Source organism: Cutibacterium sp. LaCa_286 (assembly GCF_057198075.1).
Genome location: NZ_CP191091.1, coordinates 460,872 through 475,504, shown reverse-complemented (window position 1 = coordinate 475,504; position 14,633 = coordinate 460,872). Strand labels below are relative to the sequence as shown.

At 65.1% G+C, this 14,633-nt stretch carries 9 protein-coding genes, 1 tRNA gene and 1 pseudogene; 3 read left to right on the top strand and 8 right to left on the bottom strand.

Translation table 11 applies throughout. The features are described from left to right. Nucleotides 1-376 precede the first annotated feature (376 nt). Entirely contained in the window at nt 377-2,014 is a 1,638-nt protein-coding gene (gene groL, locus ACP8JZ_RS01930) for a chaperonin GroEL (RefSeq protein ID WP_306517892.1), read from the bottom strand. 613 nt (nt 2,015-2,627) lie between these two features. On the opposite strand from groL, the gene manA reads away from it, so the two are divergent. After that, entirely contained in the window at nt 2,628-3,809 is a 1,182-nt protein-coding gene (manA, locus tag ACP8JZ_RS01925; protein ID WP_484482612.1) for a mannose-6-phosphate isomerase, class I, read from the top strand. Between the two features lie 433 nt (nt 3,810-4,242). After that, nucleotides 4,243-6,237 carry a thioester domain-containing protein gene (locus ACP8JZ_RS01920; RefSeq protein WP_484482611.1) on the top strand — a complete coding sequence of 665 codons (1,995 nt, stop codon included), beginning with the start codon at nt 4,243-4,245 and terminating at the stop codon, nt 6,235-6,237. Between the two features lie 343 nt (nt 6,238-6,580). Here ACP8JZ_RS01920 and ulaA read toward each other — a convergent pair whose 3' ends face one another. The 7 genes and pseudogenes from ulaA to cobT form a co-directional block, all read right to left on the bottom strand. Then, nucleotides 6,581-8,161, bottom strand: a complete 1,581-nt coding sequence (gene ulaA / locus ACP8JZ_RS01915) for a PTS ascorbate transporter subunit IIC (RefSeq protein ID WP_484482610.1) — start codon at nt 8,159-8,161, stop codon at nt 6,581-6,583. Between the two features lie 44 nt (nt 8,162-8,205). Beyond that, a complete protein-coding gene (locus ACP8JZ_RS01910) occupies nt 8,206-8,988 on the bottom strand; it encodes a PTS sugar transporter subunit IIAB (protein ID WP_306516818.1) in 783 nt (260 codons plus the stop codon). Between the two features lie 90 nt (nt 8,989-9,078). Further along, on the bottom strand, nt 9,079-9,561 hold the full coding sequence (locus ACP8JZ_RS01905; protein ID WP_484482609.1) for an S-ribosylhomocysteine lyase: 483 nt from the start codon (nt 9,559-9,561) through the stop codon (nt 9,079-9,081). A 148-nt stretch (nt 9,562-9,709) separates the two neighbouring features. Continuing rightward, a tRNA-Thr gene (locus tag ACP8JZ_RS01900) sits at nt 9,710-9,785 on the bottom strand. A gap of 44 nt (nt 9,786-9,829) precedes the next feature. Further along, on the bottom strand, nt 9,830-10,570 hold the full coding sequence (locus ACP8JZ_RS01895) for a helical backbone metal receptor (RefSeq protein WP_484482782.1): 741 nt from the start codon (nt 10,568-10,570) through the stop codon (nt 9,830-9,832). Between the two features lie 292 nt (nt 10,571-10,862). Beyond that, complete coding sequence (locus ACP8JZ_RS01890; RefSeq protein WP_051167342.1) at nt 10,863-11,729, bottom strand: adenosylcobinamide-GDP ribazoletransferase; 867 nt, start codon at nt 11,727-11,729, stop codon at nt 10,863-10,865. Then, nucleotides 11,729-13,446: pseudogene (gene cobT / locus ACP8JZ_RS01885) on the bottom strand (nicotinate-nucleotide--dimethylbenzimidazole phosphoribosyltransferase). The gene ACP8JZ_RS01890 and the pseudogene cobT overlap by 1 nt, the downstream one beginning before the upstream one ends. Before the next feature lie 378 nt (nt 13,447-13,824). Here cobT and ACP8JZ_RS01880 point away from each other — a divergent pair. After that, nucleotides 13,825-14,601, top strand: a complete 777-nt coding sequence (locus tag ACP8JZ_RS01880) for a cobalt-precorrin-6A reductase (protein ID WP_484482608.1) — start codon at nt 13,825-13,827, stop codon at nt 14,599-14,601. The last annotated feature ends 32 nt before the right edge of the window (nt 14,602-14,633 follow it).

Below are 14,633 nucleotides of genomic sequence, written 5' to 3'. Positions count from 1 at the left end.
GCGGCAGTGTGCTCATCGTCGTCCTTCTGTCGTGATCGTTCCCGTCCAGTACTGGGACTGGCGCGCCCAACGGTGTGCGCGGTGCTCACCGACGGCACCACACGCCGGGCAGTGACGCTGGGAGATCATCAATTATCACTCACCATCACCCATCGGGAAGCCACATTGCATGTCCTGGACGCGATCGGCTGGCACTGGATGGCCCCTCAGCCGGAAAACATTCCCGCCCCGGCAGATCGGGAGGCACAGCAGATCGGCAGGACACGGGGTAGATCTGCAGACACGGACATGGGGCGGCCCAACCGAGCCGCCCCATGTCCGTACCAGCGCTGTGTCTGTACCAGCACTGCGTCAGATCAGCATTGCCGATGGCACGTCACATCATGCCACCCATGCCGCCCATGTCACCCATGCCGGGATCACCGGCGGGGGCCGCCGGAGCAGGCTCGGGCTTGTCGGCGATGACGGCCTCGGTGGTGAGGAACAGGGCCGCAATGGAGGACGCGTTCTGCAGGGCGGAACGCGTCACCTTGGCCGGGTCAATGATACCGGCCTTGACCATGTCGACGTACTCACCGGTGGCAGCGTTGAGGCCCTCACCAGCCGGCAGGTTGGCGACCTTCTCGGCAATGACGCCGCCCTCGAGACCGGCGTTCGTGGCGATCTGCTTGAGCGGGGCGGAGCAGGCGGACAGGACGATCTGGGCACCGGTGGCCTCGTCACCCTCCAAGCCCTCGATCGTGGCGGCCTTGGATGCCTGCATGAGCGCGACTCCACCACCGGGGATGATGCCCTCCTCGACGGCAGCCTTGGCGTTGCGCACGGCGTCTTCGATGCGGTGCTTGCGCTCCTTGAGCTCCACCTCGGTGGCGGCACCGACCTTGATGACGGCGACGCCGCCGGCCAGCTTGGCCAGACGCTCCTGGAGCTTCTCGCGGTCGTAGTCGGAGTCGGAGTTCTCGATCTCCTTGCGGATCTGGGTGACGCGGCCGGCGATCTGCTCGGCGTCGCCAGCACCGTCGACGATGGTGCACTCGTCCTTGGTGACGCGCACCGAGCGGGCCTTGCCGAGCAGGTCGAGGGTGACGGCGTCGAGCGACAGGCCGACCTCCTCGGAGATGACCTGGCCACCGGTGAGGATGGCGATGTCGGCGAGCATGGCCTTGCGACGGTCACCGAAGCCCGGGGCCTTGACGGCGACGGACTTGAAGGTGCCACGGATCTTGTTGACGATGAGACCGGCCAGGGCCTCGCCCTCGACGTCCTCGGCGATGACCAGCAGCGGCTTGCCGGACTTCATGACCTGCTCCAGGACGGGAAGGATGTCCTTGAGCGAGCTGATCTTGGAGTTGACGATGAGGATGTAGGGGTCCTCGAGGACGGCCTCCATCGACTCGGTGTCGGTGACGAAGTAGGGCGAGATGTAGCCCTTGTCGAAACGCATGCCCTCGGTGAGCTCGAGGTCGATGCCGAAGGTGTTCGACTCCTCGACGGTGATGACGCCTTCCTTGCCGACCTTGTCCATGGCCTCGGCAATGGTCTCGCCGACGCTGGGATCACCGGCCGAGATGGTGGCGGTGGCAGCGATGTGCTCCTTGGTCTCGATGTCGATGGCCATCTCGGAGAGTCGGGCGCTGATGGCCTCGACGGCGGTCTCGATGCCCTTCTTGAGACCCATCGGGTTGGCGCCGGCGGTAACGTTGCGCAGCCCCTCGCGCACCATGGCCTGGGCCAGGACGGTGGCAGTGGTGGTGCCGTCGCCAGCGACGTCGTCGGTCTTCTTGGCAACTTCCTTGACAAGCTCGGCGCCGATCTTCTCGTAGGGGTCCTCGAGCTCGATTTCCTTGGCAATCGACACGCCGTCGTTGGTGATCGTCGGTGCGCCCCAGGACTTCTCCAGGACGACGTTGCGACCCTTGGGGCCGAGAGTGACCTTGACCGCGTCGGCAAGGGTGTTCATGCCCTGCTCGAGTGCGCGGCGGGCCTCGATGTTGAATTCAATGAGTTTCGCCATGTTTGGGGGAGTCCTCCGCTCCGGTGGGCTGTGTGCCCTGGACGTCAGATGTACTGCGAGGTGTCGGCCTCGCGTTGTTGCCCCGTGATGCCCGCGACGGACGATCAGGTGATCTCATCACCGGGTCCCCGACCGGATCGACACTCGCAACATCGCTCCAGTCGGTAGCACTCGTCAGGTACGAGTGCCAAGATCATTTTTAGCACTCGCACCCCATGAGTGCAAAGGGATTGTGCCCACGAATTCATCGGGATGGTGCCATGAGCGCAACAGCCCCATGGGCACAACGGGATCGCCCACAAAGGATTGTCCAGGCGCAGCAGGATTGCCTGGGCGCATCGGGATCGTCCGGGATCGTCTGAGCGTAGCGAGGTCTCTGGCAGATTCCGGCTCCGGCCGGGCCAGACATGCCCCAACCGGACCGGACATCTCGACGCTCCTCGCACGTACGTCTCCGCTTCCTGGACCATGTGGTGCGGCAGGCGCACGTCGGCCATCGGCCTCGGGTTGACCGACCCGCATCCTCCTCACGTGGTGCGACGGGCGTGCTGCGCACCTCGCCGGATGGTCGTGGCAGGATTGAGGTACCGGTGTCCACGTGGGAGGACTGGCGATGGAGCGTCTGACAGGCAGCATTCGACAGTACGCATGGGGAAGCACCACCGGCGTCCCCACCATCCTGGGCACCGAACCGGACGGCAACCCCCAGGCCGAGTACTGGCTCGGCGCCCACCCCCTGGCGCCATCGCAGCTGAGCAGTGGTGAACCGTTGACGCAGCACCTTCACGTGCATCCCGATGAGCTCGGATCAGCTGGGCAGCGGTTCGAAGAACGACTGCCCTACATGATGAAGATCGTCTCCGCGGCACGCCCCATGAGTCTGCAGGCCCACCCCACTGACGAACAGGCCTGGGAGGGGTTCGCCGCCGACAACGAGCATAGCCTGACCTTGGACTCCCCCGATCGCACCTTTCTGGATCCGTGGGGCAAACCGGAGATCTTCGTCGCCATGGACGAGGTGGACGTGCTGCACGGCTTCCGCGACCCGATCCAGACGCGCACCCTCTTCGATGCACTCGACGTGCATGCTTCGTTGGACCAGGTCATCGGCCCGCTCACCGAACGCCGCAGTTCCGCCGGCCTGGCCGAGGTGTTCCTCGACTGTCTGAGCGGTGGACCGGAACGCGAGGCATGGGTCAGCGAGGTAGCGTCAGCCGCCGTCAACCATGTGGATGACGAGGGAGAGCTGGGTGTGTTCGCCCGCACTGCCGTTGCCCTGGACGAGCACCACCCCTCAGATCCGTCCATCCTGGCCGCTCTGCTGCTCAATCACCGTCATCTGCACCGCGGGGATGCGCTGCTGGTGGATCCCGGCACCCTGCACTGTTACCTCACTGGCACCGGGGTGGAGCTTGCCGCCAACTCGAGCAACGTCGTGCGCGGTGGGCTCACCCACAAGCACATCGACATCGACCGGCTCATCTCGATCGTCAATTTCGTCACGCAACCCATCGACCTGGTCGACCTCGTGGGTGTGGGAGCCGGCATGGGACGTTATGACACGCAGTACCCGCAGTTCCAGTTGTATCGCTTCGACCTTGACGTCGATCAACCAGCAATGGCGCCGCGCCCCGATCAACCACGAATCCTCCTGGTGACGGGGGGTTATGTCGTGTGCACCAGCCCGAGTGGCACCGACGAGTTGGTGCACGGTATGGCCGCCTGGATCCCCGCGGGTGAGCAGGTACAGCTCAATGGGGACTGCGAGGGGTTCATCGCCTCACCAGGTATGTGACAAATCTCATACTTTCACGTGATGGTCGAGTTTTTGCTTCCACTTCTTCAGTATGTTAAAAGAAGAACCCCTTGTGATTCCATACATCACCACAAGATTGTCAGCCAGTCACACGACACCCGCATCGCAGTCCCGCTCCCCACGAGTTCCTGACGCATCCGACAGCCCTAGCTGCACTGCGGGAGGCCATTGCCGTCCGACAAGGAGATTCATCGGTGCTCTCGATTTGTGTCAGACAGGCATTGACTTTCGTTCTCATCTGATACCGGATGGGCCATACTCGTATGCCAATACAGCTTTGACACCCTACTCTGAAAGTATGTACAGTCACTCGGGTCTAACAACCTGACCCCGGTGTGTGCTTCATGATCAGCGTATTGGCCTCTGAACTCTCGGTAAACATCCGTGAAACTCACCATCAGAGGCATGCTGCATGGCAACAGCGAAGGTCAAGTTCCTACCTGCTCACAGAAAGGGCGCCATGCGCAAGGTACTGATCAACGCTGGTCTGGGGGTGTTGTCCGCGCTCGTCGGTGGTGCCGGTTTCCTGACACCGGCCCAGGCGAACGCAGCCCCCGGAGACGCCGACCAGCCCGTGAATCCGGGACTCTCCGAGGGATACCCCAAACCAATCAACTTTGTAAAGCATTCCAACTTTAAGGAGATGGTGGGGTACAGAACCCACTACAGCGTCCCCACCCCGCACACCGGGGATCCCAGACATGCAATCGAAGATCTGATCCAGACTGTGGAGATTGCCCCAGGTAAATATGCATACACATACTGCATCGAACCTGGGATCAAGTACTACACGGTTGAGGAAAACCCCGCCACCACCTTGACTATGGAGGACTGGAGCGGACTCAAGGCCGAGAATCAGCGAACCCCGCTGCCGATCACGAATGACAAGGATCGTCAGCAGGAAGCCCAATGGGTGACCGAGAACGGCTACCCGACGAAGGACCTCGACCAGCTCAGGGCTGACTCAGGAGTCAGCAACCTGACCAGGCCTGAAGCCATTTCTGCCACTCACGCCGCGCTACTCCACTACGTGGACAACCGCGACCTCCAGAGTGCTGCCGCCTATGACCCGGTTACCAACAGTGAATCTGACCTGCCCGAAGATGTCACCAAGGATCTGAAGGATTTCTACAGCTACCTCACTGGCCCCAAGAACACCGGCGCCCCACTGGACACCTCGGACAAGAAGGCAGCGGAAGTCACCGTCACCGGCCCCTCAGGGACTGGGGTCGCTGGCCAGCCCGTCGGTCCGATCCGCTTCGGTGGCACCGAGAAGACGCTGCCTCTCACCGTGAGCGATCCCGCCAGTGATTGGGAGATCGTTGACGCCGACGGCAACGCCATCGACAAGGCCAAGGCCCCGGTCGGCAAGGATCTCTACCTCAAGGTGCCCGCCGATGCCCCGGCCGGCTCGGCCACCATCAGCACCTCGGTGAAGAAGTCCAATCTGTCCGGCAAGGTCCTCTTTGAGAAGTCTGGCAAAAAGCACGGTCAGACGACGGTCATCATTGATTCAGACGACAGTGAGTCCAGCGCCTCGGTGTCTGTGAGTTGGGACGCCGCCCAGAAGCCGACACCCACACCCACACCATCTGATACTCCGACACCAACCCCGTCGGTCACACCGACGCCGACCCCGAGTGACACTCCCACCCCGGAGCCCACTCCATGCCTGCCAGGAGACACCTCCGAGGACTGCATCACACCAGCCCCCACACCCTCCGACAGCCCCACACCGACCCCGTCGGACACCCCAACACCCACGCCAAGCGACACGCCCAGCGTGACCCCAACCCCGACACCCTGCGTGCCAGGCCAGGGCGGAACCGACGAGAACGGCAACCCCTGCAACACCCCGACACCAACCCCGTCGGTCACACCGACGCCGACCCCGAGTGACACTCCCACCCCGGAGCCCACTCCATGCCTGCCAGGAGACACCTCCGAGGACTGCATCACACCAGCCCCCACACCCTCCGACAGCCCCACACCGACCCCGTCGGACACCCCAACACCCACGCCAAGCGACACGCCCAGCGTGACCCCAACCCCGACACCCTGCGTGCCAGGCCAGGGCGGAACCGACGAGAACGGCAACCCCTGCGAGACTCCGTCGGTCACCCCGACCCCGACACCCTGCGTGCCAGGCCAAGGTGGAACCGACGAGAACGGGAAGCCGTGTGGAACCCCGACACCCAGCGTGACTCCGGCTCCGAGCAGCACTCCCACGGCCTGCGTGCCAGGCCAGGGTGGAACCGACGAGAACGGGAAACCCTGCGTCGTCGTTCCCACGACCTGCGTGCCGGATCAGGGCGCCACTGCCGACAAGCATGGTGCCGTGGCCAAGGACAAGGCTGGTAAGGCTGATGTCTGCGTGGAGCCCGGGCTGCCCGCCACCGGTGTGTGACAACTGAATCAGGAATCATCAGAAGTCATGTGACTTCCTAGGTGATCCACAAAAGGTGCCCCGCGACCCAACAGTCGCGGGGCACCTTTCCGTCATCTGCTGGGGAAAGGTCCAGGACGGGGAAAGGTCACCGCCAGATTTGCCGGGGCAGAGATCACCGATGTTGGGCCAACGAATCATGCACTGCGGACATTCGTACCCGCAGTGAAAGGAGAATCTCGTCGGTGACGCAGCCAGCCACATCCCCGACATGGGCAACCGTGGCTCGCTGTGCTGTCAGCGGTCAACGAATCGACACGACCTGCTCAGGTGAACGCTCGGGTGTCACACCGGCTGCGCGGTGTCACAACCCGAGATCCTGCCTGGAGGGAGGTCTCGGGGCTCCTGCAGGACGCGGGATTCGACTGCGGGACGAGGGCACCGGGACATTCTCCCCGCCGGGTGCGGTAATGCTTTCGCCAGTGCTGGTGACGGCACCATCACCTGCGGCGCTCCGAGCCGGAGCTGGATCCCATCCCCTCTCGACGACTTTCTTCTGCACCGCAATGGCAGACAGCAGAATGATGGCGCCGATCAGGGTGAGGATGACCGCTCCCGGCACGACACCGGCCCGGGAACCACAACCGATGAGGATGCCGAACCATCCGAAGTCGGCGTCTCCGAAAGTCGTGTTCGCCGATCCGAAGGATCCCAGCACCTTGAGTAGGAAGGCCGGCAGGAACGTCACGAGCAAGCCATTGACAAAGGCTCCGGCGATGGCGCCGCGGCGTCCTCCGGTCGCATTGCCGTAGACACCCGCTGCGCCACCGGTGAAGAAGTGAGGCACCAGGCCGGGAAGGATCAATGCCAGTCCGAAGGCAGGTCCGAGCAAGGCGGCAAGGAGCGTCAGCCCGATCAGACCACCGATGAATGAGGACATGAATCCGATGAGCACCGCGTTCTGGGCATAGGGAAAGACGATGGGGCAGTCGAGGGCTGGGACCGCCCCCGGCACAACTTTTTTGGCGATGCCCTGGAATGCCGGGATGAGCTCACCGAGGATCGTCCGCACGCCGAACAGGATGACGGCGACGGCGATACCGAATTCGAGGCCCTCGGTCACCGACGACATGATGTAGTTGCCGATCCCGGTGGCCCCATCGGGGAAGGCTGTGAAAGCTACCGTCCTGCCACGTCGTGCAAGGAAGACGATGGCCATGATGACGTACATGAGGACCATGGACAGGGCTGTCGCCACCATTGAGTCGCGCAGGAATCGCAGACCCTCGGGAACCTTGATCTCCTCCGTCGAACGGCTCCGCCCATGCGGGTCCACGAGACGCCCGGTCGCAGCGGAGGCGATGTACCCCGAGGTGCCGAAGTGCCCGATGGCGATGTTCTCACCACCGGTGACCTTGCGGGTGAAGGGGTGCGCAAGGGCGGGAAGGCTCACCATGAGTGTGCCCAGCAACAAGGATCCCAGTCCGATGACGATCGGGGTGGGCATCGAGGCAGAGGCCATGACGATCGTGATGAGGGTCGCCATGAACAACATGTGATGCCCGGTGAGGAACACGTATCGCAACGGCGTGACGCGGGCCAGTACCAGCGAGACGAGGAATCCGGCAAGCATGATCCAGGCGACCTGCGACCCGTACTGCTGCTGGGCAATGCCGGCGATCGCCTCGTTCGTCGGAACGACTCCATGAGCGCCGAGAGCACCCTCGATCATCGTGCCCAGTGGGTTCAGGGAGTTGACCACCAACCCGGCGCCAGCCCCGATGAGCAGGAAACCGAGGACAGCCTTGATGGCACCTCCCACAACCTGCCCGACCCCCTTGCGCATGGCTGCAAGACCAATGGCGGTGATGATGCCGATGAGGAAGGCGGGAACACTGAGGACCTCGTTGACAAGGAATTGGACGATGGCCAGGACGATGCTCATGGGTGACTTTCGGTGTGACGCAGGGCTGTGTGGACGGTTGGTGATCAGACGTCGAAGATGCGACGCAGCGCAGCGTCCACCTCGGAGATCGACGTGAAGTCGTCAACGACCTCCACCGGGATGGGGAGCTCCCCAAGGGTCTGGGCGATGGCACCGGAGGTGAGGATCGCGTCGGCCTCGCTGCACCGTCCCTTGGCCGAGATCGTGTCCGTGGCCTCGACGCCGAGGTACGGCATCCATCCCCAGGCATCCAGAACCTGCTCTGTGGTGTTCTTGAGGAACAGGCTTGTGCCCACCCCATTCCCGCAGACGGTGAGCAGGAGATTCCGAGAGGTCGTGGTGGCGGGCGATGCGGCCTGCCGTCCACCGTCCGAGTCGTTCCTCCCCAACAGGATTGACACGACGTCTTGGGCGGTGTGTGCCGTCTCCAAGGCCGTACGTCTGCTGGGATCTGCCAGGACGGTCGCCAGCGCGGCAAGGACGTCCTGATGGTCCGAAGCGTCACTGGCGGCCAGTCCGGCCACCATGGTGACGGGATCATTGGTCTGGTGACCGAAGGCCACCGGTTCGTCAAGATGGACCCAGGACATCCCGGTGTGTCGTACCGACCCATCGGGCCGGGCGTGGGCCAGTGCGAATCCGGGAGCGACGACAATGTAGGGACCGTTCTGCCTGACGTTGTCGATCATGGCCTCGGTGTACTCCGGGGTGGCCGTACCGGTGGCAACCAGCAATTCGCCAGCAGCACGAATGGCTGCCGGCCAGTCGGAGGCCGACGCCTCCACCCGAATTGCCTCCAGGGGCAGGATGTCGGTGAGGTCGATCACAGCAGAATCCTCCGTCGTCGCAGGAAGTGGAACGGTTCAGTGTACTTCCGCGCCGTTGTCAGGTGCCGGTGGGAGTACCTCCATCCTCGATCAGGCCGTCACCTGTTCCCACTCATCGCGTCGATCCAGCATCGTGCGAACAGCCTCCTGCGCAGCATGGATGGAGTGATTGGTTCCCCAACCACACTGCACCTCGTTGGCAGCCGGGGTGGCATCGAGCTTCAGGATGTCGCGGAAGGTCATCTCCACCAGATCGCAGACGGCCGGAACGTCGGGCTCACCGACCATGATGAGGTAGAACCCGGTCTGGCAACCCATCGGACCGAAGTCGATGACCGACTCACTGTGGTCTCGCACGCACTCGGCAAAGGAGTGCTCGATCGAGTGGACCGCCGGCATCTCCAGATGGTCATGGTTGGGTTGGCAGAACCTCACGTCGTACTTGGTGAGGGTGTCGCCGACAGGTAGGTGCTTGACGTCTGCCACCCGCACGAATGGTGCTGCCACCGTGGTGTGATCCAGATTGAAACTCTCGACATTCATCTTGTGTGCCATGGATCCATCATCTCGCACCCAGGACTCCCAGCGGCAAGGATTGCCCGGGGAGGTGGGGAGAAGCCCAATCCGATGGGCGACAGAGCCGGTAGCCGTCCCACTTGACGGTGCGCACGCACCGACCTACCGACGAGGTTGTCCTTGCCGATACGGCCGAGGTGGCCAATGGAGCCTCTGACAGGAATCGAACCCGCGACCATCGCTTTACAAGAGCGGCGCTCTACCTACTGAGCTACAGAGGCACGGCCCAACAGGGCATACGGCACATTGTGGCACGTTTGGCCGGTCAACGCATAGTTGACGTCAGCTGGGACCGAGCACCAACCATCATGGGCCCGTACCACACCAGACGCTGACCGTCGACGAATCGCACGTCGCAACCGGGCAGGTCGGCGGCGTCGGAGGGGCCGAAGGAGTAGGGCTCGTCGGGCAGGATGACGCGGTCGGCGCCAAGTTCCAGGATCGTCTCGAGCTCCACGTGCGGATAGCGCGTACCGTCGTCGGGCAGTGGTGCCAGATCGACTCCACAGTGCGCCAGCACGTCGGCGGCATAGGTGTTCGGGCCGATGCACATCCACGGGTCGCGCCAGATCGGCACGACGGCAGTGAGCCTGGGGCCGTCGGACGGGGGCTGCCACTCCTGGCGTGCAGCGGTGAGCCAGCTCGGCTCCTCGGCGCACCCCAGGACGTCGAACAGCCGTGCCATGCTGGTGAGGGCGTCTGGAACAGTGGGGATGTGCGTCACCCACACCGGAACACCGCCGGCGCGCAGCTTCTCGACGTCGAAGGCGCGATTCTCCTCGTCATTGGCGATGACGAGATCGGGACGCAGTTCGGCGATCGCGGCACGATCCGGGTTCTTCGTGCCCCGCACCCGGCGCACCGCATGACCGACCACGTCGTCCATGTCTGGTGGGCGCACACAGAAGTCGGTGCAGCCCACCAGAAGCTGTGGGCAGGTGGCGGCGATGGCCTCGGTGAGTGAGGGGACGAGGCTCACCACTCGACGGATCTCACCGATCTGCACCGGGGTGCCCCGATCGTCCCGGAACCGTCCGGGCGTGGCACCAGCATCGTCGGATCGTTGCGTGCCGTACGGCTTCTCCCCATGTCGATCTGCGTCCCGGTCGGCACCACACCGATCTACGTGCCGGTCGGTTTCACACTGTTTGGCCGCATCCAGACTGGCCCCAACCTGGGCGTTCTCGGCAGAGCCGCCCTCGCGCTGCTCCTCGTCGCGCCGTCCACTGGTCATCGTGCGTCCTCCCTCACCGTCTTGCGCACTGCCACGTTCTCATGCCGCATCCTCGGCCACGTTCTCATGCCACCACGGCCAACGCCAGGGCCAGCAGGGTCCAGGTGACGGTCTGGGTGAGTTCGTTGATCGAGCCGTAGCAGTCGCCGGTGAGCCCGCCGAACCGCTTGACGAGGTGTCTGATCCACAGCCATGCCATGCCCAGCGCCACCAGCGTGGCCACCGCCACGGTCACGGCCCACTGCCAGCCACCGACCGCCCAGCCCAAGGCGGCCCACACCAGCTCCAGCGCAGCGAAGTTGACGGCCACGGTGCGCGGGGTGCTCACCCCAGCCACCAGGGAACCGAACCCGCCGGGTCGGGCGCACGGGATGGACGGCATCGTCGCCACGATGATCGCGGCACGGGCCACTGACGGCCCCAGCATCACGAGCAGCCCGACTCGCCACCACGATCCTGCACCCAGTGCCCCGGCAGTACCGGTGAGCGAGCTGAGCGCGCCGAGGTCGACGAGCAGGGTGAGCACCAGGGCGATGACACCCATCGGCCCGATGTCGGACTGTTTCATGATCTCCAGGGCCCGGGCTGGGTCACGTCGCGAGCCGAGTCCGTCGGCGGTGTCGGCGACGCCGTCCAGATGGAAACCTCCGGTGGCACCGGTGAGCCACACCAGCGCCAGGATCGCGGCGAGCCACGATCCGGCTCCCATCGCCAGTACTCCCCCGGCGATGAGTCCACCGACCACGCCCAGACACAGTCCCAGCCAGGGGAAGGCGCGGATGGCACGGATGGCCACTCGACGGTCCACGTCGGCGATCATGGGGGCAGGCAGGATGGTGAACAGTGAGGTGGCGGCGGCCAGACCCCCCAGTGGGCCGCGGGCTGAGGTGGTCCGGGGGGCACCGTCCTGGGAATCTGTTGGCGTTTCCATCATGCCCACCTGCGCGGGATGCCCGCCACGCACATCCACACCTCGTCGCAGGCACCGGCGACGGCGGCATTGAGACGTCCGAGCTCGTCACGAAAGAGGCGTCCGGCAGCGGTGTCGGGTACCACGCCCATCCCCACCTCGTTGGAGACGAGGATCACTCGTCGGTGGGTACGTCGGATGGCGTCGACGAGCTCGTCGACGCGGGTCCTCAGCCCATCGCGCCAGCCCGGCTCGTCGTTCCAGGCGCCGACCTCGTCGAGGATGCGGGTGATCCACACCCCCAGGCAGTCCACGAGCACCGGGCTCGGATCGTCGTCGAGCAGCACGGCGGCGACGTCGAGAGTCTCCGCGGTGCGCCACGACTCGGGGCGGCGTTGCTGGTGCAGCCGGATGCGTTCGGTCCACTCCGGGTCGTCGGGGTTGCGTGCGCTGGTGGCCACATAGGTGACGACCTCGCACTGGGCCAGCTGCGACTCGGCGAAGGTCGACTTGCCCGAGCGTGCCCCACCGAGCACGATGGCGCGGCTGGGACGGGAATCCACTGGTGTCGGGGTGTGCACACTCATCGGACGGCGTCCTCACTGGTTTCAGCCTCCGCCGAGCCGGGGAAGTCGGTCTCGCCGGTCACCTTGACGTCGGTCACCCCGACCTCGTCGAAGGTGGTCATCTCTGCCATGATGTGCGCTGCGGCCTGCACGATGGGGAAGGCAAGGATGGCCCCGGAACCCTCCCCCAGCCGCATACCGAGATCCAGCAGGGCGGGCAGACCAAGTTTCTCGGTGGCGGCGACGATACCCGGCTCGGCCCCGGCATGCCCGGCGACGAGATGGTCCAGGGTGGCTGGGGCGATGGCGGTGGCGGTGAGGGCCGCCGAGCAGGCCAGGACACCGTCGATGATGACGGGGACGTGCCTGCTGGCACCGGCGAGCATGAGGCCGGCCATGGCGGCGAGCTCGAACCCGCCGACCAGGGCCATGGCCGTCACGGGATCCTCGGCATCGGGTTCGTTGACGGCGAGAGCCTTGTCGACGACGGCGATCTTGTGGGCGCGACGGCGTTCGTCGGCCCCGGCCCCGTGACCGGTGACCTCCTTGGCAGACTTTCCGGTGAACAGGGCGATGAGGGCGGCCGCCGGGGTGGTGTTGCCGATGCCCATCTCACCGGCGACGAGGATGTCGGCTCCGTCGTCGATGGCGTCCAGGCCGGTCTGGATGCCCACCTCGAAGGCAGTGACGGCATCATCGAGGCTCATGGCTGGGCCGAGGGAGATGTCGTTGGTGCCGTGCTGGATCTTGCGATCCACGACTCCGGTTCCTGCGGGAAGGTCCTTGAGTATGCCGACGTCGATGACGATGACCTTGCCACCCATCTGACGGGTGAGCACCCCCACACCGGCTCCCCCGGCAGCCATGTTGATGGCCTGCTGGTAGGTGATCTCCTGGGGGTCGGGCGAGACGCCCTGGGCACACACACCGTGATCACCGGCGAACAGGCCGACGACGGGATGGCTGGGGATCGGCCCGGGAACCTGCCCGTAAATCGCACACAACTGCTCGGAGAGGGACTCCAACAACCCGAGGGACCCCTCCGGCTTGGTGAGTATCTGCTGACGCTCGTGGGCCTCGTGCCGGATCCTCGGATCCACCGGGGTGATGGCCCTGGCGGTACGAGCGAGCAGGCTCTGGGGCGGCAAGGAGGCTGGCAACCTGACAGACATGGAGTTCTCTCCCGGGGTCAAGAACGTACCCCGTTCCCGCAGCTGTGTCCGCGCAGCTGGAACCGTCAGGTGACGTCCGGCAACCATCCCCGGACTGGGGATGAGCGGGCGGTTGTGGTCTGACTTCGCTGTCCCCAGCGTCACAGTGGCGGGACCGTCCCGGACTCACACCGGTGTTCCACCGCGCCGCGGGATCTATCCTTGCACATGAGGTCTCTGAACGCATGGGAGCCTTGGCCGCGTGAAAGCCTGGGGCACATGACGCCCCAGGCCGACGTCTGGCCTCGGCAGTGCTGCTCGGTGCCAATCGAGCCGGGCCAAATTGTGCTGGGGCCAATCGAGCCAAGGCCAGTCGTGAATGGATGGAAGGTGTGCGGCATGGACGTCCTGGTTCTGGGGGGCACCGGTCTGGCCGGGAAACTGTCCGCCCGGCTCGTCGAGCAGCAGGTGGACGTCGTCACCTCCATCGCCGGACGCACCACGGCACCGTCCCGGCTCCCCGGCAAGGTGCGGGTCGGCGGTTTCGGCGGGGTGGACGGGCTGCGCACCTTCCTGCGCACCGAGAACGTCGGATCGGTGGTTGATGCCACCCACGCCTTCGCCACGACGATGCACTGGCACGCCTTCCAGGCCTGCCAGGCCGAGGACGTCCCCCTGCTGCGGTTGGGACGGCCCAGTTGGCGTGACCTGCCCGAGGCGGCGTCGTGGACCTGGGTGGCCGATCACGACGAGGCGGCCCGCGTCGTCTCAGGGATCCCGGGACGGGTGGTGCTCACCGTGGGACGTCAGCCCACCGCCCACTACCTGAGCCTGGGTGAGCGCGATCTGCTGCTGCGCTGTGTCGACTCCCCCGCCGAGGAGCTGCCGGACGGCTGGGTGGTGCGCCGGGAGCGCGGGCCGTTCAGCGTCGATCACGAACGTGCCGCACTGGCCGGGGCGTCGGTGCTGGTCTCCAAGGACTCCGGCGGGGTGAAGCCCGATGCCAAACTCGTCGTCGCAGCCGAGTCGGGGATCCGGGTCGTCATGATCTCGCGGGGTGCCCAACCCGCCTGGGACGACGAGGTGAGCAGGGTCGGGGACGCCGAGGCCTGGATACGCGCACGTCTGGCGGGCGGGCAACGAGAACTGGGCACTGGGATCAGCTGGGCAGGATGAGACGCGTCGGAGCAGGGCCGGCAGTCGGCGCC